The sequence below is a fragment of the Thauera sp. 63 genome, assembly GCF_000310165.2.
Taxonomy (GTDB): domain Bacteria; phylum Pseudomonadota; class Gammaproteobacteria; order Burkholderiales; family Rhodocyclaceae; genus Thauera; species Thauera humireducens.
Window position 1 is genome coordinate 1 of record NZ_AMXC01000037.1, and the last position, 26685, is coordinate 26685.

Sequence of the window (26685 nt, forward strand, 5' to 3'; positions counted from 1 at the left end):
GCGGGCGCTCCTCCCACTGGCCGTGGTAGATCGCACCACCGCCCAGTGCCACGCCGAGGGCGCCGGCGCCGGCCGCCATGACCGGGCCGGCGTTGGGGCTGTCCCAGGCCGGCGCCTGCACACGCCAGCAGGTGAGCGCACGACGGGTGTTGCCGAGCAGGGCGTAGGTCAGCGCGGTCAGGCGCGCGGGCAGGGCGTTGAGCACGTCGTCGATGCGCGCGGCCGCCCAGCCGAAGCGCAGGTAGCGCGGCGTGCGGTAGCCCCACATCGCGTCCAGGGTGTTCGCCAGCCGGAACAGCAGCACGCCAGCGCCACCGCCGAGCAGGAACCAGAACAGGGCGCCGAACACCGCGTCGTTGCCGTTCTCCAGCACCGATTCGGTGCCGGCGCGGGCGACACCGGCAGGATCGAGTTCGCGCGTGTCGCGGCTGACGATCCAGCCCACGCGCTCGCGCGCCGCTGCGAGATTGCCCGCGGCCAACGGTGCGGCGACCGCCTCGGCGTGCTCCGCCAGGCTGCGGCCGCCGAGGCTGAAGTACAGCAGGGCGATATCCACCGGCCAGTGCGCCAGCGGATGCGCTGCCCTCGCGATCAGCGCCAGCGCCACCCACGGCAGCACCGCGAGCGCCCACGCCAGCAGGCCGGCGAGGCGGTGCTCGCCGACGATGCGGCGCACGGCGTCTTCGACCGCGCGCGCCCAGCGACCGAAGCCGACGAGCGGATGGAAGCGGCGCACCTCGCCGAACAGGCGGTCGGCGAGCAGGCCGGCGGCGAACTTGGCGACGAGGATCAGGGCAAAGGACATGAATGGGAGGAGTCGAAATCGAAACGCGATGCTGCATTGCCGCGAAGGCGGCGCGGGCGTGGGGTGCCACCGTTGGAGCGGTTCGCGCGCCTGCCTGTCTCCAGCGTTCGCGCTTACGGCCGCGCGATCGGCGATAATCCGTCCCCCGAACCGAGGACCCCGGATTCTACGCCATGTCTCCTCCGATCACCCTGATGGTGCAGGGCACCACCTCCGATGCCGGCAAGAGCACGCTGGTCGCCGGCCTTGCGCGTGCGCTGCGCCGTCGAGGTTTGCGCGTGGCGCCATTCAAGCCGCAGAACATGGCGCTGAACTCGGCCGTGACCGTCGATGGCGGCGAGATCGGCCGTGCCCAGGCGCTGCAGGCGCTTGCCGCCGGCGTCGAACCCCACACCGACTTCAACCCGGTGCTGCTCAAGCCCTCGAGCGACATCGGCGCCCAGGTCATCATCCACGGCCGCGCCGTCGCCAGCCTGTCGGCACGCGACTACCACGCCTACAAACCCACCGCGATGGCGGCGGTGATGCAGAGCTGGGATCGCCTGTGCGCGCAGTACGAGGCGCTACTGGTCGAAGGCGCGGGCAGCCCGGCCGAGATCAACCTGCGTGACCGCGACATCGCCAACATGGGCTTCGCCGAAGCGGCCGACGTGCCGGTGGTGCTGGTGGCGGACATCGACCGCGGCGGCGTGTTCGCCCATCTGGTCGGCACGCTCGAGTTGCTGTCGCCCTCCGAGCAGGCGCGGGTGAAGGGCTTCGTCATCAACCGCTTCCGCGGCGACATCGGTCTGCTGCAGTCGGGCCTCGACTGGCTGGAGGCGCGCACCGGGCGCAAGGTGTTCGGCGTGCTGCCCTACCTGCACGGCCTGTTCCTCGATGCCGAGGACGCGCTGGCCGACGGCGCGGCCGACGTGAAGGCGGGCGAGGGCGCGCTGCGCGTGGTGGCGCCGGTGTACCCGCGCATCTCCAACCATACCGACCTCGATGCGCTGCGCCTGCATCCGCAGGTCGATTTCCGCTGGGTCGGGCCGGGCCAGCCGATCCCGCCAGCCGACCTGATCGTGCTGCCGGGCTCGAAGAGCGTGCAGGCGGATCTGGCCTGGCTGCGCGCGCAGGGCTGGGAGGCGGCGATCCGCCGCCACCTGCGCTACGGCGGCAAGCTCGTCGGCATCTGCGGCGGCTTCCAGATGCTCGGCCGAAGCCTGGCCGACCCGCTCGGGCTGGAGGGTGCGCCGGGCGCGCGTGACGGCCTCGGCTGGCTCGACATGGAGACGGTGCTCGAGGCCGAGAAACAGCTCGTCAATGCGACCGGCCATCTCGATGCTGCGTTCGGCGGCGCAGCTGCGGTCGTGGCCGGCTACGAGATCCACATGGGCGTGTCGCGCGGCGCGGCGCTGCAGCGCCCGGCGCTGTGGCTGGCGTCGGGCGAGGGCCTGCGGGCTGACGGCGCCGTGTCCGACGATGGCCAGATCCTCGGCACCTACCTGCACGGTCTGTTCGATTCGCCCGACGCGCTGGCTGCCCTGCTGGACTGGGCCGGGCTGAAGAACGCCCACCGGGTCGATCTCGCCGCCCGTCGCGAAGCCGATCTCGACCGCCTGGCCGACGCGGTTGAAACCTATTGCGATCTCGACGCTCTGTTCGACAACCTCCTGCCCGCGAAATCGTCCCGATGAGCACCGACACCCCGCGCCTGCACGGCGCCGAAACCTCCCCGCTCGGAAAGCCGGTCGCCTACCGCGACACCTACGCGCCCGAACTGCTGTTCCCGATCGAGCGCCAGCTCAAGCGCGACGAGTTGGGCCTGAAACCCGAGGCGTTGCCCTTCGTCGGCGAGGACCTGTGGAACGCCTACGAGCTCTCCTGGCTCGATCCGCGCGGCAAGCCGGTCGTGGCGCTGGCGCGCTTCCGGGTGCCGGCGTCCTCGCCGCGGCTGATCGAGTCGAAATCGCTGAAGCTCTACCTGAACGCCTTCAACCAGCAGCGTTGCGCCGATGCGGACGAGGTCAGGGCAACGATCGCGCGCGACCTGTCGGCAGCGGCAGGTGCCGAGGTGGGGGTCGAGGTCGAGCCGCTCGCCCTGCGCCCGCAGCGTGCCTTCGGCTACCCGGACGGCGTCTGCCTCGACACGCTCGATATCGCCATCGATACCTACCAGCCCGCGCCCGAACTGCTGACAGCGGGAGGGGCGGAGGTCAGCGAGACGCTGTATTCGCACCTGCTCAAGTCCAACTGCCTGGTTACCGGCCAGCCCGACTGGGGCATGCTGGTGGTGCGCTACTCCGGGCCTGCCATCGCGCGTGAGGGCCTGCTGCGCTACATCGTGTCCTTCCGCGAGCACAACGAGTTCCATGAGCAATGCGTCGAGCGTGTGTTCTGCGACGTGCTTGCGCGCTGCCGGCCGCGTGAGCTTGCGGTGTGGGCGCGCTACACCCGGCGCGGCGGACTCGACATCAACCCCTTCCGGGCGAGCCGTCCGGGGCTGCTGGCGGACGAGCGCATGGAGATCCGGCAGTGATCGACGCGCGTTTTTGACTTGTGTTAAGCCCATGACTTTTTTCACCATTTTTCGATCGAAAAAGGTGTTTCCGATCGTGTTCGCAAGTGGGAAAATGCGGGCCTCTGGTTTAACATCGGACCTGCCTCAAGCGGGCCATCACATCAACGAGGAAAGGAATATGAAACTGTTCGTCGCAGCCGCGGTTGCCGCGGGTCTTCTCTCGAGCGCTCCGGCTTTCGCCAGTGCGGACCTCGCCAAGGCCAAGAACTGCATGGCCTGTCACGCGGTGGACAAGAAGCTGGTCGGCCCGGCCTACAAGGACGTCGCTGCCAAGTACGCCGGCCAGGCCGACGCCGTCGCCAAGCTGGCGACCAAGGTGCAGAAGGGTGGCGTTGGCGCCTGGGGCCAGATCCCGATGCCGCCCAACCCGCAGGTCAACGAGGCCGACGCCAAGGCGCTGGTCGAGTGGATCCTGGCGCAGAAGTGATTTCGCGCACCGGGCCTGCATGACGGGCCCGAAACAGAAAGGCCGACACAGTGTCGGCCTTTTTTGTATGTCGAACCGGTCGGACCCGACTCAATGCAGCGGGAACACCATGGACGGTTGCTGCAGCCACGAACGCACTTCGGCGGCGGGTGCCGGGCGGGCAAAGTAGTAGCCCTGCATGATGTCGCAGCCCAGCATTTGCAGCGCCTCGGCCTGTTCCGCCTGCTCGACGCCTTCGGCCACGATGTCGAGATCGAAACCGCGCGCAATGCCGGTGATGGCGGAGATGATCGGGTTGGTCATCGGACCTTCGAGGTCGCGCACGAAGCTGCGGTCGATCTTCAGCGTGCTGACGGGAAATTTCTGCAGGTAGGCCAGCGCCGAGTAGCCGGTGCCGAAGTCGTCGATCGCCACGCTGACGCCGGCCGCACGCAGCGCGCGCACCTTGGCGGCGACGCCGGCCGAGTCGTTCATCATCATGCTTTCGGTGATCTCCAGCTCGATCTGCCCGGCGGGTAGGTCGTGCCGTTCGAGACATTCGGTGACCGAGCTGACGATGTCGCGCTTGTCGAAATCGAAAGGCGACAGGTTCACCGACATGCGCAGTTGGTCATGGCCTTCGTGGCGCCACTGCGCCAGCTGTGCGCAGGCCTGCTCCAGCACCCACGTGCTGATCTCGCCGATCAGGCCGAGTTCCTCGGCCACCTGGATGAAACCGGCCGGTCCGAGGCTGCCGAGCACCGGGTGGTTCCAGCGCAGCAGGGCCTCGAGGCCGACGATCCGGCGCTGGGCGAGGCTGACCTGGGGCTGGTAGTGCAGTTCGAATTCGGCGCGGCCGAGGGCGTCGCGGAGGTCGTTCTCGAGCGTGATGCGTTCGCGGTGATGCGTGTTCAGTGCCGGGTCGAAGAAGCGGAACGCGTTCTTGCCCGAGCGCTTGACCTGATACATCGCGATATCGGCATGCCGTGTCAGGTCCTCGGCGGTGGCGCCGTCGCGCGGGAACAGCGAGATGCCGACGCTGACCGTGGCGCGGTACTCACCCTGGCTCAGCATGATCGGCGCAGCCAGGGCGTCGAGGATCTTGGCGGCGATGACTTCGGCGTCTTCCGGCGTGTTGATGTCGGGCAGCAGTACGGTGAATTCGTCGCCTCCGAGTCGCGCAAGCGTGTCGCCGCGTCGCAGCGTGGCAGACAGCCTCGCGGCGATGGCGCGCAACAGGGTGTCGCCTTCGGCGTGGCCGTAGGTGTCGTTGACGAGCTTGAAGCGGTCGATGTCGACGAACATCACGGCCAGCGCCCCGGTGCGGCGTTGGGCCTGGGCGATGGCGAGTTCGAGCCGGTCCTTGAACAGCACGCGGTTGGGCAGGTGCGTGAGCTGGTCGTGATAGGCCTGGAAGGAGATGATCTCCTCGGCACGCTTGCGCTCGGAGATGTCGCGCGCCACGCCATAGAGACCCGCCTTGCGTGGATCGGCGCCCTGCGCCTGCATCGGGATGCCGGTAAGCGAGACGGTCACGCTGTCGTCCTCGTGGGCTGCGCCGCGATTGCGGCGCAGCCGCAGTTCGACGTTGAAGCTCTCGCCGGGCAGGGCACTCGGCTGTGCCAGCAGGGTGCAGATGCGCTCGACATCCTCCGGCATCACCAGTGTGGTGAAGGGACGCCGCATGAGGCTGTTGCGCTCGTAGCCGAGCAGGGCTTTCACGCGTGGGTTGATGTAACTGAAGCGGCCTTCGGCATCGAGCGTGAAGATCAGGTCGGGCGAACTTTCCACCAGGTAGCGGTGCAGGCGTTCCGAGGCCTTCAGGCGCTGGCTCATGGCGCGGTTGGCCTTCTCGAGCGCGGCCTTGTGCAGGGCACTGTCGACAGCCCGCTGAAGCTGGGCGACATGGTAGGGCTTGCGCACGTAGTCGTCGGCGCCGCGGCGCAGTGCGCCGATGGCGGCGTCGATGGCGTCCTCGCCGCTGATGATGATCACGGCCTCGTCGCGGCGGTGTTCGACCAGCCAGTCGAGCAGCGCCAGGCCGGTGGCGTCCGGCAGCCGGTAGTCGAGCAGCACGAGGTCGTAGTGCTGGTGCTCGAGCTGCGAGATGGCCTCGGCGATGCTGCCGGTCTCGTCGAACGTGCGACCGGCATGAGCCAGGACGTGCGGGAAAGTACGGCGCAGCGCCGGATCGTCATCGACGATCAGGATGCGGAACACGGCTTCGCTGGCGCCTGCGTCTCGCGGGGGCCGGAAGGGTTGATCGCCCGGAATCGACATGTGGCGTCAGCGCTCGTCAGGAGGATTATTCGCAACGAGCATGATGCAACACTCAGACGGAATGTTCCAGCGGCAGGAAGATCTGGAAGCTGGTGCCGCTGCCCGGTTGGCTGCGACACAGTATCGTCGCACTCCATTGCGACAGAATTTCGCGCACGATCGACAGACCCACGCCCTGGTGTCCGCCGCCCTTGCTGCTCGGGCGGGGCGAGAAGAGGTCAGCCATGCGGTCGGCGGGCAGACCAGGACCGTTGTCCACAAGGCGGATCTCGACGCAGGATCTGCCGTCGACCGAGACCTGCGACGACACCGACACCACCAGGCGTTGGCCGGGCAGCAGCGCTTCGGAGGCGTTGCGGAACAGGTTGAGCAGCACCTGCTTCAGCGCCGATGGCGGAATGGCGGCGATCGGCACGCCTTTTGCGGCGCGCAGTTCGAGCTGGATGCCATGCTGGTTGAAGAGCGCGTCGCCGTAGATCGAGCGCAGGTCCAGCAGCAGCTCGGGCACGCGGCAGCGGGCAGGCTCGACGGCCTCGACCGGCAGGTCGCCGGCGCTGCGCAGCAGGTTGTCGATGCGGTCGAGCTCGGTGTTGAGCAGCACCATCTCGTTTTGCAGCGGCGCGTCCTGCGGGCGTTCGAGTCCGAGCATCTCGAGGCGGCTCTTGAGCACCGTCAGCGGGTTGGTGGCTTCGTGGGCGATCTTGCGCACATGCTCGCGGAAGCGTTGCTGCAGCATCGCCTCGCGATCGGCGAGCGCGTGCTGCTGGCGCAGGGCAGCGCGCAGGGCGCGGACGGCCGCCCCCAGCAGGGCCGCGTAGCGCCACTGCAGTTCGCTGCCCAGCTCGTCGTCCTGCTCGATGGCGATGAGCGCGACCGAAGGATGGCCATTGGCGGTCAGCGGCAGGCAGCAGAAACCGCGCCCGCCCAGCCAGCGGGCGACCTGCCAGTCGGCCAGGCTGCGGCCGGGGCGCCCGCCCTGCGGCGCGAACACGGTGACCTGTTCGCTGCGTGCGCACAGCGCGATGACGCTCGCTTCGTCGTCCAGGCGCAGGTGCAGTTCCTCGATCAATCCGGTGGGCGAGCCGGGCGGCATGCGCAGCATCGGCGCCAGCCGCCCGGCGCCATCTGCCGACAGCAGCACCGGCGCCGCAGGCAGGCCGAACAGGGGGCAGGCGATGGCCAGCCGATCCTCGATCTCCTCACGCTCGAGGTCGACGAAGGCGGCGGTCAGCAGGCCCAGCATGCCGGCGCTGCGATAGGGATCGTCGGCGAGGCTGGCCGGCGGCCGGGCCTCGAGCGCCGTGCTGCCCGTGGCGGGCGGCGGGTAGGCCGCGTGGCCGGATACGATGTAGCCGATGTCGGTGCGCAGGCTGGTCAGCGTCGGTTCGGCGAGTCCGCACAAACGCGCAATCTCGCCGAGCCGCGCCTGCCAGTCGTCGTCGGCGAGGCGTTCCGCGGCAACGCTCAGGCGCAGCAGCGGATGCGCGCCCAGTAGTTGCTCTTCCATGGCCGTGCCCAGCTCGAGCGCATCGCCAAGGCTGGCGGGCAAGCCGCAGTCACGCACGAGATCTGCCAGGGGGCGCGTCGTTCGCCTGTCAGCCGAGGTGCCGCTTCGGCCGCGTGCGCCGGTGCCGAATCCGCGCCACAGGCCGGCAAGATAGGCCTCGTCGGGCCGGGCGTAGCCGGTTTCCATCGCCAGGTGGAGCGCGCATTCGGCCCGCAGCAGCGCGTGGTCGGGCGCGGCGCCGATTGCACTGGCGCGGCTGCCGAGTCCCAGCAGCCAGGCGCGGAGCAGGTCGCTGCCGATGCGTTCGAGGCGGCGACGCAGCACGGTGTTGAGTCCGTCCGCCAGTTCGCCCTCGGCCAGTGGCTGCGCGACCAGCAGCGCCAGGCTCAGTGCCGGATCGCGCGCGACCACCAGCGCGACCTCGGGCCAGTTCGGCGAACTGGCCGACAGCAGGCGCAGGATCGTCGCGGCGCCGTCTGCGCGTGGCTGAAGCTCGAAGTGGCTGGGGACGGCAGGATGCATGAGGGCTACGGCCGCTAGTCGTACTGGATGACCGATTCTAGACGGCCGGGCGCACGCGTGGCGTGATGCAGTTTGCGGTGGACGCCGCGCCGGACATCAAGCCTGCAGGCTGTCGGCGAAGGCGAGGCCCGTCAGCAGGGCGCGGTTGATGCGATCGAAGGGCAGGTGCAGCGCTTCGGCCGCCTTGTTCAAGCCGGCGCCGTCGAAGGCCTCGCAGTGCTGCGCCAGGCGCAGGAAGGGGGCGAATTCGCCTTCGCCATGCACCAGCGCATCGGTCACGCTGGCGGGCAGGTTCATCTCGTCGAGCACGGCCTGCATCGAGGTGCCGAGCAGCAGGTGCAGCAGCGAGAAGGCGCCGGTGATGAACAGGTTGTCGCGTTCCGAGGCATCGAAGTAGCTGGCGCCGACCTCTTCCATGAAGCGGCCGCGGGCGATCGCGGTCTGCATCATCGATGGCGCGCTCGGGTCGCGGCTGGCCGTCACCAGCAGCAGCGACAGCCACTTGTTGAGCGCGTTGTAGCCGAGGATGCTGACCGCATGGCGGAAGGACTGGATCTCGCACATCAGGCCGAAGCCGGCCGAGTTGATGTAGCGCAGCAGCTTGTACGACAGCGCCACGTCCTGCTTGAGCACGTTCTCGATGTCGCGGATCTCGGCGTTGTTGCGCACCAGGTTGAGCAGGCGGACGATCTGCGCGTGGCCGGGCGACAGTTCCTTGGCCGGCGGGTTGCCGTGCAGGAAGAACCAGCCCGAGGCGCCGTCGAAGCCCGCGCCCACCGCCTGGCGGAAGGCATTGACGTCGGGCAGACCCCAGGCCAGCTTCAGCCCGGGCGCACCCGCGGGCGCCATGCCGCGCCGCACGTCGAGGATCGCGAAGCGCCAGTCGATGTCGGGCGGCAGGGCGGTGCCGGCGGCAAACCAGGTCAGGTTCATCGGCACCCCGCTGTCGCGCAGCCGGGGCATCAGCGCCTGGGTCTGCGGGTGGGCCAGGGTCTGGGCCGGGATCTCGATCGTCGTGTTGTCCGGGATCTTCCAGTCCATCAACTCCAGCGTCGGTACCAGGCGGCCGAGGCTCACGAACACCGGATGGTGGGTCGGCCAGACGTCGCCGAGCGCGTTCAGCGTCTCGACGACCGCAGCCACGTTGGGACCATGCGCGATCAGGCGGTTGGCGGTGATCGCGCGATTCTTGTTCACCACGGGTTCGCGGGTCAGCAGGGTGGTCTGGCTCATGGAGGCTCCGGAGTCGGCGGCGGGTGACGCGTCAGATCAGTTCGTGGGCGGGGCGAAGGTGAAGGCGTCGGCGAAGAAGGCGTCGCCCGGCAGGCCGCGCTGGCCGCAGAAGTCCGTACGTGCAGCGTCGATCATGGCCGGCGCACCACAGGCATAGACCTCGTGGCCCGACAGATCGGCGAAGTCGTCGAGCGCCGCCTGATGAACCAGGCCGCGACGCCCGGCCCAGTCGGTGGCCCTAGGCGCGTCCGACAGCACCGGGATGTAGCGGAAGCCGGGCAGCGCAGCTTCCCAGCTGTGCGCGAGGTCGTCCAGGTACAGGCCGGCGCGGTCGCGCGCACCCCAGTAGAGGGTGATCGGGCGCTTCAGGCCGATCGCAATGGCGTGCTCGACGATGCCCTTGATCGGGGCAAAGCCGGTGCCGCCCGCGACCATCACGATCGGGCGCGCCGAATCCTCGCGCAGCCAGAAGCTGCCGTGCGGGCCTTCGAAACGCAGGATGTCCTTTTCCTTCATCGCCTCGAACACGTGGGCGGTGAACCTGCCGCCGTCGATGCGGCGCACATGCAACTCGATGTGGCCGCCGTCGTGCGGTGCGTTGGCGATCGAGAAGCTGCGGCGCTGGCCGTCGGCGAGCAGGATGTCGATGTACTGGCCGGCGCGGAACTGGAAGTTCTCGCTGGCGGGCAGCTTGAGGTCGATCAGCATCACGTCGTCGGCCAGACGCTGCAGCTTCTGTACGCGGCAGGGCAGCTTCTTGACCGGGATGTCGCCGGCGCGGGTGACGTTGCGCGCCTCCACGACCAGGTCGGACAGCGGCCTGGCACAGCAGAACAGCGCATAGCCCTCGGCGCGGTCGGCGTCGCTCAGCGCCCCGGCGGAATACTTGCCGTACTCCACCGATCCGGTCAGGACCTTGCCCTTGCAGGCCCCGCAGGCGCCGTCGCGACAGCTGTGCGGCAGTAACAGGCCGGCGCCGAGCGCGGCCTCGAGCACGGTCTGGTCGGGAGCAGCGTCGAATTCGTGGCCGCCGGGCTGGAGGGAAATCCGGTAGGTCATGGTGCGTGTGATAATTACAAAATGAAAAGAATTCTGATCGTCGGCAGTGGCGACGTTGCCATCCGCTGCCTGCCCTGGCTGATGCGCCGCTTCCGCGTGTTCGCGCTGGTGCGCCGTCCCGAAGCCGCTGCGGACCTGCGTGCCGCCGGTGCGGTGCCGGTGCGGGCCGACCTCGACGACCGTCGCAGCCTGATGCGGCTGGCGGGGCTGGCAGACGCCGTGCTGCACTTCGCGCCACCGCCCTCGCAAGGGGCCGGAGATCCCCGCATGGCGCGGCTTCTGGCGGCGCTCGGAGCCGGCCGGAGTCTACCACAGGGCCTGATATACATAAGCACGACAGGGGTTTACGGCGACTGCGGCGGCGCGCTGGTCGACGAGACGCGGGCCTGCCGCGCCAGTACCGCGCGTGCGCAGCGTCGTGTCGATGCCGAGCGTCGCCTGCGCGATTTCGGCCGCCGCAGCGGCGTGCGCGTCGCCATCCTGCGTGCGCCGGGCATCTATGCCGCCGACCGCCTGCCGCTCGACCGCCTGCAGCGGGGCGATCCGGTGCTGACCGACGACGACGACGTGTTCACCAACCACATCCATGCCGAGGATCTGGCGCGGCTCGCCTGCCTGGCCCTGTTTCGCGCGCCGGCGGGGCGGGTGTACAACGCCACCGACGATTCCGACCTGAAGATGGGCGACTACTTCGACGCCGTGGCCGATGCCTTCGGCCTGCCGCGTCCGCCGCGGCTGCCGCGCGGCGAGATCGCGCAGCGCCTGTCGCCGCTGACGCTGTCCTTCATGAGCGAATCCCGCCGGCTGGACAATCGTCGCCTCAAGCGGGAACTGTGCGCCGGACTGCGCTATCCGACGATTGCCGACGGACTGCGCGACGCAGTGCGCCGCAATGGCTGAACCCGCGGGCCGTCGTGCTTCGGCACGCTGCGCGGCCCTCATTTCCCTCCATCCTCCGACCGACATTCAGAGCGTTTTCCTATCGACATGCTGACCCTCAAGGCCCTTCACATCATCTTCGTCGTGAGCTGGTTCGCCGGCCTCTTCTACCTGCCGCGCCTGTTCGTCAACCACGCCATGGTCGAGGACGCGGCCACACGCGAGCGCCTTGCGATGATGGAGATGAAGCTCTATCGCTTCATGACCCCGCTGGGCATCCTGGCCGTGGTGTTCGGCTTCTGGCTGTGGTTCGGCTACGGCTTTGCCGGTGGCTGGCTGCATGCCAAGACCCTGCTGGTCATCTTCCTGATCGGCTATCACCTGTACTGCGGCCGCCTGCTGCGCGACTTTGCCGCCGGACGCAACACCCGCAGCCATGTGTGGTTCCGTGTGTTCAACGAAGTGCCGGTGATCGTGCTTGCGGTGGTGGTCTTCCTCGTCGTGCTGAAACCCTTCTGATCCATGGTCCGCGGAGGAGACGACATGCCGCAGCAGACGGCGACGGGCACAGACAGGCCCGTGGATCTGGCCGAGTACAACTGGCAGGCCCATTCGGTGCTGGTGGTCGATGACGAGGAGGGCATGCGCAACTTCCTCGAGCGCACGCTCGCCCGGCGTTGCGGCATGGTGCAGGCCGCGGCCGACGCCGAGCATGCCGCCGAGCTGATGGCGCGGCTGCATTTCGACCTGCTGATCCTCGACATCGCGCTGCCGGGCAAGTCGGGCATCGAGTGGCTGCACGAACTGCGCGAGCACGGCTATACCGGCGACGTCATCCTGGTCACCGCCTTCGCCGACATGGAGACCGCCATCGATGCGCTGCGTGGCGGCGCGTCCGACTTCATCCTCAAGCCCTTCCGCGTCGACCAGATCCTCAATTCGATCAAGCGCTGCTTCGAGCGCGCCCGCCTGGCACGCGAGAATTTCGTGCTGCGGCGCGAACTGGCCGGCCTCGCGGCCGACCCCATCGGCCTGGTCGGTCACTCGCCGGCGATCGAACAGTTGCGCGGCCTCGTGCGGCGCGTCGGGCAGATGCCCAGCACCGTGCTGCTGCTGGGCGAATCGGGCACCGGCAAGGAGGTCGTGGCGCGTGCGCTGCACCAGACCAGCCCGCGCGCCCAGCGCCCCTTCGTGCCGCTGAACTGCGCGGCGATCTCGTCCGAGCTGATCGAAAGCGAGCTGTTCGGCCACGTGAAGGGCGCCTTCACCGGCGCCACCGAGACCCGCAACGGCCTGTTCTACTACGCCCACGGTGGCACGCTGTTCCTCGACGAGATCAGTGACCTGCCGCTGGCGATGCAGACGCGGCTGCTGCGCGTGCTGGAAGAGCGCAGGCTGCGCCCGGTCGGATCCGAGCGCGAGGTGCCGGTGGATGTGCGCATCATCGCCGCCTCCAACCGCGATCTCGCGGCGGAGGTGAGGGCCGGCCGTTTCCGCCAGGACCTGTACTACCGCCTCGCGGTCGTGGATATCCGCATGCCGCCGCTGCGCGAACGGCGCGAGGACATCCCGGACCTGATGCGCCACTTCATGCAGCAACTGTCGGTGCAGCTGGGCGTCGCGCCCCTGCCGCTGTCGCACGAAGTGGTGAGCCGGCTGGCCGCCTACCCCTGGCCCGGCAACGTGCGCGAGTTGCGCAACTACGTCGAGCGCTCGATGATCCTCGGCAGCTTCCCGTCCGAGCCGGTGTCCGGCGCCGACGTGGCGCCGCTCCTGACCGACGAGCTGGAGCTGAGCCTGGCCGAGGTCGAGCGCCGTCACATCGAGCGCGTCACCGAGGCCTGTGGCGGCAACAAGACCGAGGCTGCACGCCGGCTCGGCGTATCGCGCAAGACACTCGAGCGCAAGTTCGCCGAGTGGAGCGAGGCTGCCGTCGCCGACGCGCTGGAGCGCCGCGCCTGAGGGCGCGGCCTCCCGGTTTCTGCATGCCGCGCAGCCGATGACTCCGCCCCGCCCCCCCGCGCCCTCGCCACTCGGCTGGCGCAGCCCGCTTGCCGCGCTGCGCGCGTCGGTGCGCGCCAAGCTGCTGTTCCTGGTGCTGGCGCCGCTGATGCTCGGCTTCCCGATCATCATGGGGCTGACCTGGTACTGGGGCGAGACCTACTACCACCGCCTGATGGTGTCCAAGGTCGGCAGCGACATGTCGACCGCGCACGGCTATTTCGAGCGTGTCATCGACAACGTGGGCATGCGCGTGACCGGGCTGGCGAATTCGCACGAACTGGCACTGGCACTGCAGCTCGAGATGCTCGACGCGGTGCTGAAGGCGCGTCGCGCCGAGCACGCCCTCGATTTCCTCAACCTGCTCGATGTCAGCGGCCGCGTGCTGCAGTCTTCCGGCAACCTCGCCCCGGGCAGCGACCGCATGGGGTGGCCGGTGGTGGCGCAGGCGATCCGCTCGGGTAGCGACAGCGTCATCGACCTGTTCTCCGCGGATGAGCTCGGTGCCCTGTCGCCCGCCTTGCGCGAGCGTGCCCGCCTGACGCTGATCGACACGCCGCGTGCGGTTCAGGACGGGCGCCGGGTCGAGGAGCGCGGCATGGTCATCCATGCCGCCGCACCGGTGCGCGATGCCCGCGGCAACCTGGTCGCGGTGCTCGAGGGCGGCGTGCTGCTCAACGGCAACCTCGATTTCGTCGACAACATCAACGCCATCGTCTATCGCGAGGGCACGCTGCCGCTGGGCGGCAAGGGCACGGCCACGCTGTTCCTCGGCGATGCGCGCATCGCCACCAACGTGCGCCTGTTCGAGGGCGAGCGTGCGCTCGGCACGCGCGCCTCGCAGGTCGTGCGCGACCACGTGTTGCGCGACGGCCGCACCTGGCTGGAAACCGCCTTCGTGGTCAATGACTGGTATGTCTCCGGCTACGAGCCGGTGGTCGACAGCCTCGGCGAACGCGTCGGCATGCTCTACGTCGGCTTCCAGGAAGCCCCCTATCGCGTCGCGAAGTACGTGGCGCTGGCGGTGGTGGCGACGATCTCGCTGATCATCAGCGGGCTCGGCGCCTTGTGGACGCTGCACTGGGCGCGCAGCGTCTTCCGCCCGATCGAGCGCATGCACGCCACCATCGGCTGCATCGAGGCGGGCGACGCCGCGGCGCGCGTCGGTCGCATCGACAGCCGCGACGAACTCGGGCGGCTGGCGACCGAGTTCGACCGCCTGCTCGACAGCCAGGCCGCGCAGCGTGCCGAACTGCAGTCGCTCAACGCCTCGCTCGACCGCAAGGTGGCCGAGCGCACCGCCGACCTCGCCGCTGCCAACGCGGAGCTGCGTGCCGCGCAACGCCAGCTGGTGATGCGCGAGAAGCTCGCCGCCATCGGCGAGCTGACGGCCGGCGTCGCGCACGAGATCAGCAACCCCACCGCCGTCATCCAGGGCAACCTGGACCTGATGCGCGAGGAACTCGGTGCTGCGGCGCAGCCGGTCGCCAACGAAATGCGGCTGATCCACGAGCAGGTCAACCGCATCCGCGTCATCGTCACCAAGCTGCTGCAGTTTGCCCGGCCGGGCGAGTTCGCCGGCTACGTCGAGGCGGTGGACGTCAATGCCGCCGTGGCCGATTGCCTGGTGCTGACGCGCCAGCACCTCGCGCGCGCCGAGGTGAAGGTGGTGCAGCAACTGCAGGCGCGCGAGCGGGTGCAGATCAACCTGCAGGAGCTGCAGCAGGTGCTCATCAACCTCATCGTCAATGCCGTGCAGGCCATGCTCGGGGGCGGTACCCTCACGCTCGAGACGGCCGACCGCGACCCGGCGACGGACGCCCGCGGCGTGCGCATCACCGTGCGCGACACCGGCAGCGGCATCCGCGGCGAGGACATGGCGCGCATCTTCGATCCCTTCTTCACCACCAAGAAGCGGCAGGGCACCGGTCTGGGCCTGTCGATCAGCCATACGCTGGTCGAGCGCTACGGCGGCCGCATCGAGGTCGACAGCACGCCCGGCCTCGGCACGGCCTTCACGGTCAGCCTGCTGGCCGAACCGGTCTATCGCAACGACACCGCCCCGGACGGCCGGGGCGCCGACGACTCAACGGACGCACACGCAACATGAAAGTGATGGGTTTTGCCGGCTGGTCCGGCAGTGGCAAGACGACGCTGGTCGAGCAGGTCATCGGTGTGCTGACGGCGCGCGGCTACGCGGTCTCGCTGGTCAAGCACGCGCACCACAGCTTCGACATCGACCACGCCGGCAAGGACTCCTGGCGCCACCGCCAGGCCGGTTGCCGCGAGGTCATGGTCAGCTCCGGCCAGCGCTGGTCGCTCACGCGAGAGCTGCGCGGCGCGCCCGAGGCCACGCTCGATGAACTGCTCGACAAGCTCGGTCCCTGCGACGTGGTGCTCGTCGAAGGCTTCAAGCGCGCCGAAATCCCCAAGATCGAGGTGCATCGCGCCGTGGTGACCGAAGCGCTGCTGTTCCCGGACGACGGCCGCATCGTCGCCGTGGCGACGGATACCGGGGTGCCCACCACCCTGCCCACGCTGGACATCAACGATCCGGAGGCGGTGGCGGATTTCGTGGTGGGCTACCTGGTCCTGTGAATCGCCTGCCCGCCGCCCCGGTTGGGCTTCGAGCGCAAGGTGGGGCGGTGCTACGGGAGGGTCAGCGCTCGATCACGCGTTTCCGCAATCCAAAGGCCAGCAGGCTGATCCCGAGCAGGGCGAGGACGCCGGGCTCGGGGACGCTGACGACTGGCGGGGCGGAGGAAATGGCTCCGACGGCGTCGATATCGGCCCCGACCGTCGTGCCGGTCGTCGCGCCTTCGGTCAGAACGTCGGTCAGACGAATGTAGGAAAAGAAGTCCGATGTGCCGAATCCGAATGCGTCGATATCGATGCCCGACGTGGCGCCGAATACCGAGCCCACGTTGAACCAGTTAGAGCCGTCCTTGCTGATGTCGACGATCGTGTCTTCCACATCGGGTCCGACCTCGAAGATCCACAGGTCGAGCCCGTTGTCGCCACTGCCCGTCAGCGAGTTGTCGGTAAAGCGCAGCACCAGTCGACCGCCGGCACCGAGGCTCACGTACTCAGGATCAGCCCCTTCCGGGTAGTTCGGGATACCGAGGGCCTGGCTGGTGTCCTGGTAGGTGGCGGTTGGAATTGCGCCACCGCTGAAAGCTGGATCGTACGAAACGACCGCATCGGCGAAAGACGCTGCTCCGCCGGGGAATTCCACGCCCTTGTAGAGCGCTGCAGACGCCGAGGCACTTGCGAGAAGGCCGGCGCAAACTGCCAGGGACCTGAAACCCTGCCGTAGACAACGCGTCATTTCCATGATGGCTCTCCATTTCCGCGGTGGAATCGTGTGGAGAGCGAAGCATGATCGAGGCCAGTGATGCAGGTCTTTGTTCTTGAATATGTTTTTTATGCATCAAGGTCGCTTGGCGAACCGAGTGTAAAAATGCTCGACAGGCACGACCTGGGGAACTCGTTGGCTCGGTCGTGACCGTGGAGGCCCTGCAGCCACCCTCACCCCCGAGGCATCAAGCCGGCTTCTGCCCTTCCAGAATCTTGAAGAACACCGTCTCCAGCGACACCGCCGGCTTCACCGTCACCAGTCGGCCGCCTTCGGCCTGAAGCCGCGTCAGGAAGGCTGGCAGGGCGGCTTCGTCGAGTTCCTGTTCGTATTCGCCTTCGCGGATCGCCGCGTGTTCGCCATCCAGCGGCGCGCTGGCCTGGTAGCGCACGATGAAGCGGTCGGCGCGCTCGCTCACCAGGTCGCGCGGCGAGCGGGTGGTCAGCAGTTCGCCCTGGTGGATGAAGCCGAAGCGGTCGGCGATGCGCTCCACGTCGTGCAGCACGTGCGAGGTGAAGAAGATCGCGCCGCCGTCGCGCTTGTATTCGGCCAGGATGTCGACCACGTCCTTGCGCCCCACCGGGTCCAGGCCCGACAGCGGCTCGTCCAGCACCAGCAGGCGAGGGCTGACGACCAGCGCATGGGCCAGCGCCACGCGCTGCGCGTTGCCCTTGGACAGCTCGCGGATGCGGCGTTTGGCGTTCTGCGCCACCGAGAAGCGTTCCAGCCACTGCATGCACCAGGCGTCGGCATCCGGCCGGCGGATGCCGTACATGTCCAGCGCCATGCGCAGGATCTCGAGCGGGGTGAATTGTTCGTACAGCGCGGGCGATTCGGGCACGTAGGCGATGCCCTTGCGCGACTCCGCCTCGCGCGCCGACACGCCGTACAGCTTCACCTCGCCCTCGTAGTCGTTGATGACGTCCAGCATCACCTTGATCGTGGTGGACTTGCCCGCGCCGTTGGGGCCGACGAAGCCGAACACCTCGCCTTCGGTGACATCGAAGCTGACGTTGCGCAGCGCCTGTACGGTCTTGCCGCGGGAGCGGAAGGTCTTGCTGACGGAGTGGAATTCGAGGGCGGGGGTCATCGGAATGTCGTTCCTGTTCTCACATCTTCACCACGCCAACGCCCGCAGCCCAGGCGGCTTCGGCCAGTGCTTCGTCCTGGGTGGCGATCGGTAGCTGTTCACGTAGTGCGAGTTCGAGATAGCTTGCGTCATAGGTCGTCAGGTCGAAGCGCAGCGCCAGTGACAGCACCGTGCTGGGTGCAGGCGATTGCGTGTCGAACTCGATCGGTAGCGCCTGGATGCGGTCGACCACTTCGCGTGCGGCCTGCGCAACCACCCGACCGCGTTTGCAGGCAGTGCGAAGTACGTTGGTGTACTCGAGTTGCAGCAGTGTTGGGGCGACTGCACGTTCCGTCTCGAGTCGCTGGGCAATGGCTTCGGCGTAGGGTGTGGCCTGGTTCGCGATGAACCAGCCGCATACGACCGAGCTGTCGATGATGAAAGCCATCAGGCCAGCCCTTCCCTTGCCAGTTGCTTCAGGTCGCCCTCCAGTTCGATCGCCTCGCGTAGCTTGCGCAGTTCGGCAAACGTCTCACGAACGTTCTGCCGGCGTTGATCCTCTGCCTCCGCATGGCTGTCCATGACCACGAGCCGTGCAACAGCAACGCCCCGCCGGGTAATCGCAACCTCCTCTCCCCGCTCCACACTGGCGAGCAGCTCGGAGAAGCGGTTCTTGGCTTCGAAAACGGGAACGATTTTCATGGCTAACCCAATTCTTTATATGGCTAGCTATATTCTAGGCGGCACGACTTGGAAAAGAAAGCGAACCCGGCTTCCCGCTATGGCCGCTCCAGCCCGGCGATCTTCAGTTCCTTCAGCCGGAACCGGCCATCGGCGAATTCGTAGCCGATGCGCAGCGGGTCGTTGGGGAAGGCCTCGAGTTCGCCGCTGTCGATCAGCGCCTGCGGGTTGGTCAGGGGCTGGCCGACGCGGGCTTCGTAGCGTTGCTGAGCAGCGCGCAGGGTGATGAGGCCTTGCAGGCGGGCGATGCGCTTGTCAAGCATGCCCTGCAGCTTGGGGTCGCTGGTTTGGGCGCGCTCCTGCTGCAGGAAGTCGAGGGCGGCACTGTCGTCCTTCAGTTCACCTGCGGCGAGCATGATGGCGAACTTGCGGAAGCCGGCGGCGTTGTCGGTGGCGCGTTCGGCGGCGATCTCCAGCGAGGCGCGTGCGCCTTCGACGTCGTGCAGGAAGAAGTACTGGTTGAAGCCGTAGAAGAAGGGCGGGATTTCGTCCCAGGTGCGGCACTCGGTGGCGCGCTTGAGCAAATCGTTGCCTTCGGCCACGGCCCCGCCCCATGTCAGCAGGGCGTTGCCCTGGTAGTAGTTGTCTTCGTGGCAGGGGTTCAACTGCGCGACCACGCGACGCGCACGGATGGCGAAGGAGGCGTTGGCTTCGGCCGCTTCGGGGTTGTCGCTGGTGGTCGCAACGGCGCGGATGGATTCGATGTTGGCGGCCAGAAAGCGGTCGCCGCCGGTGAGCAGCAACTGTACGGGGGCGGAGACGACGACACGGTCGAATACTTCGGGCGGCGGCTCGGTGCTGGCGGGCGGACGCATGGCCCAGATCGCGGCGAAAACGCCGAATCCCAGTGCCGCAATGGCGAGCGGCAATGCGTTGCGTGACTTCATCAGGAGAACTTCTTGCGGTTCAGCGCCCACACCGACAGTGCGAACAAAGCTGCGGCATAGGCCAGCGTGGAGACCACGCGCAGCGGCCAGTCGTCGGGCAGGAACTGCCAGTCTCCGTACAGCGAAATCATGCGCACATCCAGCGCGGCGAGGTCGGGCAACAGGTAGCCGAGCAGGCTGAGGGAAGACTGGTAGGTGTCGGCGTTCCCGACCAAAGTGCTATCACGTGTCAGCAGTGCGACGATGCCGGAATAAGAGCGCGCTACCAGCGTGAAGCCGATGGTGCCGATGAGTACGAAGCTCGGCGTGGTGGAGGTGACGGCGATGAAGGTGCCAATGGCAAGTACGACGAGGAGGTCGAGCGCGATAAAGACTACGGTGATGACGTAAGGCAGGCCAAGGTCGGGCGGAGTGGCTTGAGTGTAGCCGTAACTGATCCACGTAGTCAGGACGGCAAGCAGCGATGCAAGGATGATTAGAAGAAAGAGTAGGAGTGTGGCGATGGCGGTGATGCGACCTAGCAGAAACTGATAACGCGGACGTGGGTATGTCAGGGATGTTAGGTGTAATTTACGGTCGAACTCGCGAGAAAAAAGGTCTTGCACTAGGAGAATGGCAATTATGGGCGCTGCAACCCTCATCAGCGATAACCCAGTGTCCAGCGCGACCGTGCTCGGATGTCGAGAGCTGAACTGCGATGCAAGCAATACTCCGCCTAAGAAAGACGCAATGAGCCACGCAAGTAACAATAAATAATGTCCTCGAACCGCTAGACGCAAGGATGTTGAGAGCTCTTGAATTGGAGACATCTTCGGATCGCCACGGGGGAGGGTACGAGGTTAAAAGAGGGCCGCTGGACTAACCAGCGACCCTCTAAGTCACCTTAAAGCTAGGCAAATTTATTTGGCGCTTACGGAGTGGTCGGAGTGAGTTTATCCGTTGCAATTGCAGTGGCAAACGCTGCAGTTGTGCAGTCGCCTCCGGGATACTCGCTGGTAACTGTGCCGCGCTCAGTCGAAGCATACGGAACAGCAGATCCAGTCACGGGTTCGTTCTCGGTTGTACAAACGGGAGGATCAGCATCCGTGCAAGTCTCGACTGGAAGAGTTCGCGTTGACTTGCGACCAGTAGGGTGGCATGCGGCAATCACGATCGACCGCGAATTGCAGTCAAAACCGCCCAAAACGTCCTTTGACAAATTGATTGTCACGTTCTCTGCAAGCATTTCGCAGTCGGTGTCTTCAATGACGTTCGTCGAGCCTGGGAAGTCGTCAGCCAGAACTGCATTCGAGACAAGAAGACCAGCGACGATCACGAAAATTTTCTTCATCATGCTTCTCCAGGAGCAGTTACTTCAACGACGAAATGACGGCCGTAATGCCATTCTTCACATCAGCGACCGCTGAAGTGTCATTAGCCTTCGCGCGATATTCGTTAAACTGCGGAATCGCAATGGCAGCCAAGATGCCGATGATCGCCACGACGATCATCAGTTCGATCAGGGTGAAGCCCTTCTGAATCTTTTTCATTGAAGTTTCTCCTTCGAGGTTCGGCGGTCGTTTCCGCTTGTCGTCATATACGCAAAGGGCGTGCCAGCTCGAAAACCCGCAGTTTCCGTGATGGAGTGCCGCGGTTTGACACTCGATCGGGTTCACCCATGACAAATGCGTCGTCGAATGTCAGGAGTGGACAAACGGCATAAAAATAAAAAAGAACAAGAATAATAAATAAATGATATTTGTTGGTGCACTTTACTTCTTGGGTGCCCGTCGCTGGGCCGACGCGTTCGAGCTGGCTGGTTTCTGTTGCGCACCGTACTTGCGGAACACCTCGCGCGCATCGGCCTCGGCGCGCTCCTGCGTGCAGATCAACGGGTCGTCGTCGTGGCCGCTGAAGAAGTCGTCGGCCTGGGCGGCCATCACCAGCTTGATGGCGTCTTCTTCGCTCTGGTCGTAGCGCTCGTATAGCAGGGTGGCGACTTCGTCGAGGTGCTGTTCGTAGGTCATGGGCATCGTGGGTTTCGTCCTAGCGGAGGGTGATATCGAAGACCGATTGCCGCTGGTGCCGTATCGACAACAGGTACACCGTTCCTGTGACATGGGCGTAAAGCACAAGGTAGTGCGCCATGACGTACTCCCGCAGTGATGCCGAAGCGTCGAGCCCGTGCAAGAGATGATGCACGCGCTCGATGCAGAGTTCGGCTTCCGCCGAATCCGTGATCCGGGAGAGAAAGTCACGACCGATGTCCGGGTGGCGTTCCAGCGTCGGTACGAGCATGTCGGCCAGTTCGTCCAGCAGCGCGACGGACGCGCCCGGCGCTTCGGCCTTGGTCAGGAATGTCTCGATGCCGTCGAGGTTGCGCTCGAAATTGCGCGTGACCCGGACTGCGGCACGTACGCTCATGCGCGGGCTTGCTTGCGTTCTGCCAGGGCATCTCGCGCGTCGCGCGTATGGCCAGCGTTGACATCCTCGAGCCCGCGCCTGGCTTCGTCGAGCATCAGCAGGTGGATTTGCGCCTGCTCTAGACGATGGTAGTAATCGAGCCGGCGCGCATCGACGAGCGCGACGCTGGCCTCGCCGTTTCGGGTGATGATCTTCTCGGCTCCTGCCCTGACCTGATCGGCGAGTTCGGACAACTGCGCCCGTGCGGTTGTAAGGGAAACGATGTCCTGAGTCCGGATTGGCATGGCGAGGCCTCGGTGCAGAATTCGGGTTTGAATTCTAGTTCACGGTGAGTGGAGGGGCCAACTGCGCATTCGCCCTCAACGGAGGGTGACGAACTCTTCGGCGCTGGTGGGGTGGATGGCGAGCGTGCGGTCGAAGTCGGCTTTGCGGGCGCCCATCCGCACGGCCACGGCGAAGCCTTGCAGCATTTCGTCGGCACCGTCGCCGATGACGTGCAGGCCGACGATGCGCTCGTCGTCGCCGGCGCACACCAGCTTCATCGCCGTCTTCGGCCGATGCTCGGTGAGGGCGTGGGCCATGGCAGTGAAGCGGGTGGCGTACACCTTGACCGTGGCGAAGCGGGCGCGCGCTTCGTCCTCGGTGAGGCCGACGGTGCCGATCGGCGGATGGCTGAAGACCACGGTGGGGATGCAGTCGTAATCCAGCCGGCTGTCGGGCAGGTCGAGGAAGAGCCGCGCGGCCAGCTTGCGCCCGGCGGCGATGGCGACCGGGGTGAGTTCGGCACGGCCGGTGATGTCGCCGAGGGCGTAGACGCCGGGCGTGGTGGTGTTCTGGAAGGCGTCGGTGGCGATGAGGCCTCTCTCATCCGCGGCGAGTCCGGCGGCGGCGAGGTTCAGCCGGTCGGTGTTGGCGCGGCGGCCGGTGGCCCACACCAGCGCATCGACCTGCAGCGGCGGGCCATCGACGCGCTCGATGCGTAGGCTGCCGTCGGCCTCGCGGGCGATGCGCTGTACCTGGGCACCGAAGTGGATGCGCACGTCGTCCTGCTGCATCTGGGTGGCCAGTTCGTCGCGCAGCAGGGCGTCGAAGGGGCGCAGCAGCTGCGCGCCGCGCACCAGCATGTCGACCTCGCTGCCGAGGCCATTGAACACGCCGGCCAGTTCCACCGCGATGTAGCCCGCGCCGACGACCGCGACCCGCCGCGGCTGATGCTCGAGCGCGAAGAAGCCGTCGGAGTCGATACCGAGTTCAGCACCCTCGATGTCGGGCACGACCGGGCGGCCGCCGGTGGCGATGACGATGTGCGGCGCGCTGAAGCGCTGGCCGTCGACCTCGATGCAGTGGGTGTCGGCGAAGCGCGCAAAGCCATGAACGACCTCGACACCTGCCTTGCCCAGCATTTCGGCATAGATGCCGTTGAGGCGGGCGATGTAGGCGTCGCGCCGGGTCTTGAGGGTGGCCCAGTCGAGGGACACCGTTGCGGCGGCGAAGCCGTAGCCGGGCGCGTCGCGCATTGCCTGGGCGATGTTCGAGGCGTACCACATGACCTTCTTGGGCACGCAGCCCACGTTCACGCAGGTGCCGCCAAGCCGCGCGGCCTCCACCAGCAGCACGCGGGCGCCGTATTCCGCCGCGCGGCGCGCAGTGGCGACGCCGCCGCTGCCGCCGCCGATGACGATGTAGTCGTAGGTCTTCATCATTCGTTCTCCGTTGGTGCAGTCCTGAGTCGCGTCATGGCGTGCGACATCCAAGGGGTCAGTCCAGCCCGATGACCTGCCCCAGGGGCGACAGATCGTAGCCGCCGAGGCGCTGCGCGAGGGCCTGCGATGCCGGGCCGGCGTGTGCGCGCAGCAGGTCCTGGAACAGGCGGCGGAACAGGATGTCGCGGGGCAGGGCGAGGTCGAAGGCTTCCCAGCCGAGCGGCAGGAAGTCCAGCCCGAACTCCGCCGCGGCGGCGCGGGTGCCGGGGGCGCAGTCGGCGTCGTCGCGGGCGACGATGCCGGCGGCCTCGCGTTCGGTGTGGGCGGTGGCGACGACCGTGCAGTCGACGGCCGAAAAGCCGCGGCTGGCGAGGGCGGATTCGAGGAAGTGGCGCGAGCCGGCGCCGGCCTGGCGCATTGCCCAGCGGTAGTCGAAACCGGCCAGCGTCTCGATGCCGTCGATGTGCAGGCCGCGGCGCAGGATGACGCCCTGTTCGCGCAGCGCGAGCCGCACCAGCGCCCACTGGCGGTGACCGCCGAAACTGCGCAGCAGCGTTGCGTGCTGCTGTTCGCTGTGCTCGACGCCGCCCCAGTGCAGGGCGCAGACGTTGGCGCGGCGGCGGGCGAGCAGCTCCAGCCCGGTGAGCGTGCCGGTGGGGCTGTAGGCGACGAAGGCCTCGGCGCCGAGCGAAGGCGCCAGCGCCGACACGGTGGCGGCCAGCAGCGGGTCGTCGCTGCCGGTGATGAGCAGGCGGTCGGTCAGGGCGCCGCCGTGGGCCTGCTCCAGCAGCCATTCCTCGAGCAGCGCGCGCGGAAACAGCCACTTGCCACCGATGCGTGCGGCCGGGATGTCCTTGCTGTTGGCGAGCTCGTAGAGCTTCTTCTCGTTCAGGTTGAGGAAGGCGGCGGCTTCGCGGACGGTGAAGCAGGCGCCGGGCGCGGCTTCATCGCGCGGCGTGGCCGGTCCCGGAACGCGGACGTTGCGCGGACTCATGCGGGCCTCAGCCGGCTCCGGCCGGCAGGTCGCGCGCCGCTTCGGCCAGTTCGTCGCGGGTGTTGATGTTGCGGAAGGCCGCTTCCTGATCGTCGAAGGGGACTTCCACGATCTTCAGCGTGCCGTACCAGCGGTCGATCTTGCGCCCGCCGCCGGCCAGGAAGTCGCCGAGGTGGCCGGCGAGGTCGCGGCGGCACAGGCAGAACACCGGGTGCGGCTGGTCGAAGGTCCTGGCGACCGCCAGTTGGGCGCCGGCTGCGTGCAGGGCCGCGGCCAGACGCTCGACCAGGTCGGCGGGCAGGAAGGGCGAGTCGCAGGGCGCAGTGACGACCAGCGGGTGGGCTGCGCGCGACAGGGCTGCGTGCAGCCCGGCGAGCGGGCCGGCGAAGCCGCCGATGTCGTCGCCGAAAACCGGGTAGCCGAAGGCCTGCCAGGCCGCGAGGTTCTGGTTGGCGTTGATGATCAGTTCGTCGACCTGCGGTGCCAGTCGTTCCAGCGCGTGCGCGGCCATCGGCCGTCCGGCAAGTTCGACCAGGCCCTTGTCGACGCCGCCCATGCGGCTGCCCTGGCCGCCGGCGAGCAGCACGCCGGTGATGCGGCAGTCGGCGGGGCGGGGGGCGTTCGGCGTGGCGGCAGGCGTGGTCATGGTCAGGCTCGATGGGGTGCGGTGGTCGGGTGTGTGCTTGCGCGCGCGGTGTTGTGCGGCTTCATTCCCGGATGAATCGGTCGGCTCCGGTGAACAGCAGGTAATGCTTGCCCTGGGCGCGTCCGACCATGGTCAGGCCGATGTTCTGCGCGATCTGCCAGCCCATGTGGGTCAGGCCCGAGCGCGACACGAGAAACGGAATGCCCATCTGCGCGGTCTTGATCACCATCTCCGAGGTCAGCCGGCCGGTGGTGTAGAAGATCTTGTCCGCGCCCTCGAGCCCGTCGAGCCACATCTGGCCGGCGATGGCGTCCACCGCGTTGTGGCGGCCGACGTCCTCGAAGAACATCAGGATCTCGCAGCCGCCGGGCGTGGCCTGTGCCAGCGCGCAGCCGTGCACCGCGCCGGCCTGCTTGTAGATGGACTCGTGGTGGCGCACGGCCTCCATCAGCGCGTACAGCGTCGACTGCTTCAGCATGCGGTCGTGTGGCAGACGCACCTGGTCGATCTCGTCCATCAGGCCGCCGAAAACCGTGCCCTGGCCGCAGCCGGTCGTCACCGTGCGGCTGCCGAGCTTCTCGTCAGCGTCGCGCAGGCCGTTGCGGGTGGTCACCGACACCGCGTCGACCTCCCAGTCGACCTGCACCGAGGCGATCTCGTCCAGGCTGCGCACCAGGCGCTGGTTGCGCAGCCAGCCGATGGTGAGGGCCTCGGGCGCGGCGCCCAGTGTCATCAGCGTGACGATTTCGCGCTTGTCCACGTAGAGCGTGAGCGGATGCTCGCCGGCGATGGCGGTGGGCACGGTTTCGCCATGCTCGTTGATGGCCGGGATCTCGACGGTGAGCGGGCGGCTGGCCTGGCTCAGCAGGGGGCGTTGGGACGCATTCATCGGGGGCGTTCGCTGGGTTGCGGTAGGCGTCAGGCGGACGATTGTAGCGGCTTGCCGGCCAGGGGGTGGCGGGGCGCGCGGGTTTTCACGGTCGCGATGCGGCGATCGGCGACGTATGCTGTGGACTTCATAAGCCGATAAAAGATGCGGGTGCGAGGCATGGAGAAATTCCCGGTTGCGGTGGTCATGGAGTGCCGCCGCCTGAACAATCCCTGGGTGGACGAGGCCTGGGAGGCGGTGGGCGTGGTCCCCGCCTTCGATCTGGCCGATCCCGCGCCGCTCGAGATCGTGTCCGAGCCGGACCGCCGCCAGTGGCGCATCGGTGGCTGGGCGATCGAGCTGTTCCGCGACGAGGCGGACAACTACTTCCTCAACATGAGTTCGCCGATCCCCAAGGTGTTCGTGATGTGGCGCAAGGAAGGCGAACTGGCGCTGCCTGCGGCGGTGTCGGCGAGCTATGGCGAGGCGGCGCGCTGGCTGGATTCGGGCGAGCAGGTCGACGGTGTGCCGATGTCACGCGACATCGCCGACTGGGTGGGCGATTTCGTCAACACCCACTACAAGCCGGCGCCGCGCAAGAAGGTGCGGCGCAATGATCCGCTGGCGCCGGACCGGGGGCGGGCGTGAGCGCGGGCGGCTTCCTGTCGCGCTGGTCGAAGCGAAAGCTGGCTGCGTCGCTCGAGGCCGCCAGCCAGCCCACGGCGGCCGACGCGGACGTGACCGTGGAGGTCGCGGCCGCCCCCGCC

General features: G+C 67.4%; 28 protein-coding genes and 1 pseudogene. 9 read left to right on the forward strand and 20 right to left on the reverse strand.

Going from position 1 to position 26685, the window contains the following annotated elements:
• The coding region (locus C664_RS17735; RefSeq protein ID WP_004291536.1) for a CobD/CbiB family cobalamin biosynthesis protein at nt 1-805 on the reverse strand (805 nt) is incomplete at its 3' end.
• Between the two features lie 173 nt (nt 806-978).
• Here C664_RS17735 and C664_RS17740 point away from each other — a divergent pair.
• The 3 genes from C664_RS17740 to C664_RS17750 all read left to right on the forward strand — a co-directional run bounded on the left by C664_RS17740 (nt 979) and on the right by C664_RS17750 (nt 3792).
• Entirely contained in the window at nt 979-2481 is a 1503-nt protein-coding gene (locus tag C664_RS17740) for a cobyric acid synthase (protein ID WP_004291537.1), read from the forward strand.
• Entirely contained in the window at nt 2478-3323 is an 846-nt protein-coding gene (gene queF, locus C664_RS17745) for an NADPH-dependent 7-cyano-7-deazaguanine reductase QueF (protein WP_004291539.1), read from the forward strand. The genes C664_RS17740 and queF overlap by 4 nt, the downstream gene beginning before the upstream one ends.
• A gap of 160 nt (nt 3324-3483) precedes the next feature.
• Nucleotides 3484-3792, forward strand: coding sequence for a c-type cytochrome (locus tag C664_RS17750; protein WP_004291541.1), 309 nt, complete (start codon nt 3484-3486; stop codon nt 3790-3792).
• A 90-nt stretch (nt 3793-3882) separates the two neighbouring features.
• Here the strand turns inward: C664_RS17750 and C664_RS17755 are convergent, their stop codons facing one another.
• From C664_RS17755 to C664_RS17770, 4 genes are all read right to left on the reverse strand, one after another.
• The gene (locus tag C664_RS17755) at nt 3883-6051 is read right to left on the reverse strand and encodes an EAL domain-containing response regulator (protein ID WP_004291543.1); all 2169 of its coding nucleotides are present in this window, start codon (nt 6049-6051) and stop codon (nt 3883-3885) included.
• Between the two features lie 52 nt (nt 6052-6103).
• The gene (locus C664_RS17760; protein ID WP_004291544.1) at nt 6104-8080 is read right to left on the reverse strand and encodes an ATP-binding protein; all 1977 of its coding nucleotides are present in this window, start codon (nt 8078-8080) and stop codon (nt 6104-6106) included.
• Between the two features lie 96 nt (nt 8081-8176).
• Nucleotides 8177-9313 carry an EAL and HDOD domain-containing protein gene (locus C664_RS17765; RefSeq protein ID WP_004291546.1) on the reverse strand — a complete coding sequence of 379 codons (1137 nt, stop codon included), beginning with the start codon at nt 9311-9313 and terminating at the stop codon, nt 8177-8179.
• A 36-nt stretch (nt 9314-9349) separates the two neighbouring features.
• On the reverse strand, nt 9350-10372 hold the full coding sequence (locus C664_RS17770) for a CDP-6-deoxy-delta-3,4-glucoseen reductase (protein ID WP_004291548.1): 1023 nt from the start codon (nt 10370-10372) through the stop codon (nt 9350-9352).
• A gap of 21 nt (nt 10373-10393) precedes the next feature.
• Here C664_RS17770 and C664_RS17775 point away from each other — a divergent pair, with 21 nt between their 5' ends.
• The 5 genes from C664_RS17775 to mobB all read left to right on the forward strand — a co-directional run bounded on the left by C664_RS17775 (nt 10394) and on the right by mobB (nt 15850).
• Nucleotides 10394-11272, forward strand: coding sequence for an SDR family oxidoreductase (locus tag C664_RS17775; RefSeq protein ID WP_004291550.1), 879 nt, complete (start codon nt 10394-10396; stop codon nt 11270-11272).
• Between the two features lie 87 nt (nt 11273-11359).
• Nucleotides 11360-11770, forward strand: a complete 411-nt coding sequence (locus C664_RS17780; protein ID WP_004291552.1) for a CopD family protein — start codon at nt 11360-11362, stop codon at nt 11768-11770.
• A gap of 24 nt (nt 11771-11794) precedes the next feature.
• Nucleotides 11795-13213 carry a sigma-54-dependent transcriptional regulator gene (locus C664_RS17785; RefSeq protein WP_004291554.1) on the forward strand — a complete coding sequence of 473 codons (1419 nt, stop codon included), beginning with the start codon at nt 11795-11797 and terminating at the stop codon, nt 13211-13213.
• A 37-nt stretch (nt 13214-13250) separates the two neighbouring features.
• Nucleotides 13251-15362: a sensor histidine kinase gene (locus C664_RS17790; RefSeq protein ID WP_004291556.1), complete on the forward strand. Its 2112-nt coding sequence runs from the start codon at nt 13251-13253 to the stop codon at nt 15360-15362.
• Nucleotides 15359-15850: a molybdopterin-guanine dinucleotide biosynthesis protein B gene (mobB, locus tag C664_RS17795; protein WP_004291557.1), complete on the forward strand. Its 492-nt coding sequence runs from the start codon at nt 15359-15361 to the stop codon at nt 15848-15850. Before C664_RS17790 ends, mobB begins: the two co-directional genes overlap by 4 nt.
• A 61-nt stretch (nt 15851-15911) precedes the next feature.
• On the opposite strand, the gene C664_RS17800 is transcribed toward mobB, so the two are convergent.
• The 15 genes and pseudogenes from C664_RS17800 to C664_RS17865 form a co-directional block, all read right to left on the reverse strand.
• On the reverse strand, nt 15912-16586 hold the full coding sequence (locus C664_RS17800) for a PEP-CTERM sorting domain-containing protein (RefSeq protein ID WP_038012326.1): 675 nt from the start codon (nt 16584-16586) through the stop codon (nt 15912-15914).
• Nucleotides 16587-16794: 208 nt separating this feature from the next.
• On the reverse strand, nt 16795-17697 hold the full coding sequence (locus tag C664_RS17805; protein ID WP_004291561.1) for an ABC transporter ATP-binding protein: 903 nt from the start codon (nt 17695-17697) through the stop codon (nt 16795-16797).
• Between the two features lie 19 nt (nt 17698-17716).
• Nucleotides 17717-18124: a type II toxin-antitoxin system VapC family toxin gene (locus tag C664_RS17810; RefSeq protein WP_004291564.1), complete on the reverse strand. Its 408-nt coding sequence runs from the start codon at nt 18122-18124 to the stop codon at nt 17717-17719.
• Nucleotides 18124-18378 (reverse strand): type II toxin-antitoxin system Phd/YefM family antitoxin, encoded by a 255-nt coding sequence (locus C664_RS17815; protein ID WP_004291566.1) that lies wholly within the window; start codon nt 18376-18378, stop codon nt 18124-18126. The genes C664_RS17810 and C664_RS17815 overlap by 1 nt, the downstream gene beginning before the upstream one ends.
• Before the next feature lie 77 nt (nt 18379-18455).
• Nucleotides 18456-19304 (reverse strand): hypothetical protein, encoded by an 849-nt coding sequence (locus tag C664_RS17820; protein WP_004291569.1) that lies wholly within the window; start codon nt 19302-19304, stop codon nt 18456-18458.
• Nucleotides 19304-20011: a hypothetical protein gene (locus C664_RS17825; protein WP_232435127.1), complete on the reverse strand. Its 708-nt coding sequence runs from the start codon at nt 20009-20011 to the stop codon at nt 19304-19306. Before C664_RS17825 ends, C664_RS17820 begins: the two co-directional genes overlap by 1 nt.
• A gap of 203 nt (nt 20012-20214) precedes the next feature.
• Entirely contained in the window at nt 20215-20637 is a 423-nt protein-coding gene (locus tag C664_RS20735) for a hypothetical protein (protein WP_157354237.1), read from the reverse strand.
• A 16-nt stretch (nt 20638-20653) separates the two neighbouring features.
• Nucleotides 20654-20833, reverse strand: coding sequence for a prepilin-type N-terminal cleavage/methylation domain-containing protein (locus C664_RS21060; RefSeq protein WP_004291574.1), 180 nt, complete (start codon nt 20831-20833; stop codon nt 20654-20656).
• A gap of 282 nt (nt 20834-21115) precedes the next feature.
• A pseudogene (locus C664_RS17835) lies at nt 21116-21316 on the reverse strand (hypothetical protein); the annotation flags it as partial.
• Between the two features lie 13 nt (nt 21317-21329).
• The gene (locus tag C664_RS17840) at nt 21330-21707 is read right to left on the reverse strand and encodes a type II toxin-antitoxin system RelE/ParE family toxin (protein ID WP_004291578.1); all 378 of its coding nucleotides are present in this window, start codon (nt 21705-21707) and stop codon (nt 21330-21332) included.
• On the reverse strand, nt 21704-21991 hold the full coding sequence (locus C664_RS17845) for a type II toxin-antitoxin system Phd/YefM family antitoxin (protein ID WP_004291581.1): 288 nt from the start codon (nt 21989-21991) through the stop codon (nt 21704-21706). The genes C664_RS17840 and C664_RS17845 overlap by 4 nt, the downstream gene beginning before the upstream one ends.
• A 75-nt stretch (nt 21992-22066) precedes the next feature.
• Nucleotides 22067-23407: a glutathione-disulfide reductase gene (gene gorA, locus C664_RS17850; RefSeq protein ID WP_004291583.1), complete on the reverse strand. Its 1341-nt coding sequence runs from the start codon at nt 23405-23407 to the stop codon at nt 22067-22069.
• A 58-nt stretch (nt 23408-23465) separates the two neighbouring features.
• Entirely contained in the window at nt 23466-24404 is a 939-nt protein-coding gene (locus tag C664_RS17855) for a helix-turn-helix transcriptional regulator (RefSeq protein WP_004291585.1), read from the reverse strand.
• A 7-nt stretch (nt 24405-24411) separates the two neighbouring features.
• Nucleotides 24412-25050: a molybdenum cofactor guanylyltransferase MobA gene (gene mobA / locus C664_RS17860; protein WP_004291587.1), complete on the reverse strand. Its 639-nt coding sequence runs from the start codon at nt 25048-25050 to the stop codon at nt 24412-24414.
• Between the two features lie 61 nt (nt 25051-25111).
• Nucleotides 25112-25939 carry a formate dehydrogenase accessory sulfurtransferase FdhD gene (locus C664_RS17865; protein WP_004291589.1) on the reverse strand — a complete coding sequence of 276 codons (828 nt, stop codon included), beginning with the start codon at nt 25937-25939 and terminating at the stop codon, nt 25112-25114.
• A gap of 159 nt (nt 25940-26098) precedes the next feature.
• Here C664_RS17865 and C664_RS17870 point away from each other — a divergent pair, with 159 nt between their 5' ends.
• Entirely contained in the window at nt 26099-26566 is a 468-nt protein-coding gene (locus tag C664_RS17870) for a DUF3305 domain-containing protein (RefSeq protein ID WP_004291591.1), read from the forward strand.
• Nucleotides 26567-26685 lie beyond the last annotated feature (119 nt).

Excerpts from the sequence above, each read along its gene's own strand:
- C664_RS17800 (WP_038012326.1), bottom strand. The coding sequence starts at position 16,586 with ATGGAAATGACGCGTTGTCTACGGCAGGGTTTCAGGTCCCTGGCAGTT.
- gorA (WP_004291583.1), bottom strand. The coding sequence starts at position 23,407 with ATGAAGACCTACGACTACATCGTCATCGGCGGCGGCAGCGGCGGCGTC.
- C664_RS17740 (WP_004291537.1), top strand. The coding sequence starts at position 979 with ATGTCTCCTCCGATCACCCTGATGGTGCAGGGCACCACCTCCGATGCC.
- C664_RS17870 (WP_004291591.1), top strand. The coding sequence starts at position 26,099 with ATGGAGAAATTCCCGGTTGCGGTGGTCATGGAGTGCCGCCGCCTGAAC.
- C664_RS17780 (WP_004291552.1), top strand. The coding sequence starts at position 11,360 with ATGCTGACCCTCAAGGCCCTTCACATCATCTTCGTCGTGAGCTGGTTC.
- C664_RS17775 (WP_004291550.1), top strand. The coding sequence starts at position 10,394 with ATGAAAAGAATTCTGATCGTCGGCAGTGGCGACGTTGCCATCCGCTGC.
- mobB (WP_004291557.1), top strand. The coding sequence starts at position 15,359 with ATGAAAGTGATGGGTTTTGCCGGCTGGTCCGGCAGTGGCAAGACGACG.
- mobA (WP_004291587.1), bottom strand. The coding sequence starts at position 25,050 with ATGACCACGCCTGCCGCCACGCCGAACGCCCCCCGCCCCGCCGACTGC.
- C664_RS21060 (WP_004291574.1), bottom strand. The coding sequence starts at position 20,833 with ATGAAAAAGATTCAGAAGGGCTTCACCCTGATCGAACTGATGATCGTC.
- C664_RS17865 (WP_004291589.1), bottom strand. The coding sequence starts at position 25,939 with ATGAATGCGTCCCAACGCCCCCTGCTGAGCCAGGCCAGCCGCCCGCTC.
- C664_RS17770 (WP_004291548.1), bottom strand. The coding sequence starts at position 10,372 with ATGACCTACCGGATTTCCCTCCAGCCCGGCGGCCACGAATTCGACGCT.
- C664_RS17755 (WP_004291543.1), bottom strand. The coding sequence starts at position 6,051 with ATGTCGATTCCGGGCGATCAACCCTTCCGGCCCCCGCGAGACGCAGGC.
- C664_RS17845 (WP_004291581.1), bottom strand. The coding sequence starts at position 21,991 with ATGCCAATCCGGACTCAGGACATCGTTTCCCTTACAACCGCACGGGCG.
- C664_RS17840 (WP_004291578.1), bottom strand. The coding sequence starts at position 21,707 with ATGAGCGTACGTGCCGCAGTCCGGGTCACGCGCAATTTCGAGCGCAAC.
- C664_RS17805 (WP_004291561.1), bottom strand. The coding sequence starts at position 17,697 with ATGACCCCCGCCCTCGAATTCCACTCCGTCAGCAAGACCTTCCGCTCC.
- C664_RS17810 (WP_004291564.1), bottom strand. The coding sequence starts at position 18,124 with ATGGCTTTCATCATCGACAGCTCGGTCGTATGCGGCTGGTTCATCGCG.
- C664_RS17855 (WP_004291585.1), bottom strand. The coding sequence starts at position 24,404 with ATGAGTCCGCGCAACGTCCGCGTTCCGGGACCGGCCACGCCGCGCGAT.
- C664_RS17820 (WP_004291569.1), bottom strand. The coding sequence starts at position 19,304 with ATGAAGTCACGCAACGCATTGCCGCTCGCCATTGCGGCACTGGGATTC.
- C664_RS20735 (WP_157354237.1), bottom strand. The coding sequence starts at position 20,637 with ATGATGAAGAAAATTTTCGTGATCGTCGCTGGTCTTCTTGTCTCGAAT.
- C664_RS17790 (WP_004291556.1), top strand. The coding sequence starts at position 13,251 with ATGACTCCGCCCCGCCCCCCCGCGCCCTCGCCACTCGGCTGGCGCAGC.
- C664_RS17750 (WP_004291541.1), top strand. The coding sequence starts at position 3,484 with ATGAAACTGTTCGTCGCAGCCGCGGTTGCCGCGGGTCTTCTCTCGAGC.
- C664_RS17785 (WP_004291554.1), top strand. The coding sequence starts at position 11,795 with ATGCCGCAGCAGACGGCGACGGGCACAGACAGGCCCGTGGATCTGGCC.
- queF (WP_004291539.1), top strand. The coding sequence starts at position 2,478 with ATGAGCACCGACACCCCGCGCCTGCACGGCGCCGAAACCTCCCCGCTC.
- C664_RS17760 (WP_004291544.1), bottom strand. The coding sequence starts at position 8,080 with ATGCATCCTGCCGTCCCCAGCCACTTCGAGCTTCAGCCACGCGCAGAC.
- C664_RS17765 (WP_004291546.1), bottom strand. The coding sequence starts at position 9,313 with ATGAGCCAGACCACCCTGCTGACCCGCGAACCCGTGGTGAACAAGAAT.
- C664_RS17815 (WP_004291566.1), bottom strand. The coding sequence starts at position 18,378 with ATGAAAATCGTTCCCGTTTTCGAAGCCAAGAACCGCTTCTCCGAGCTG.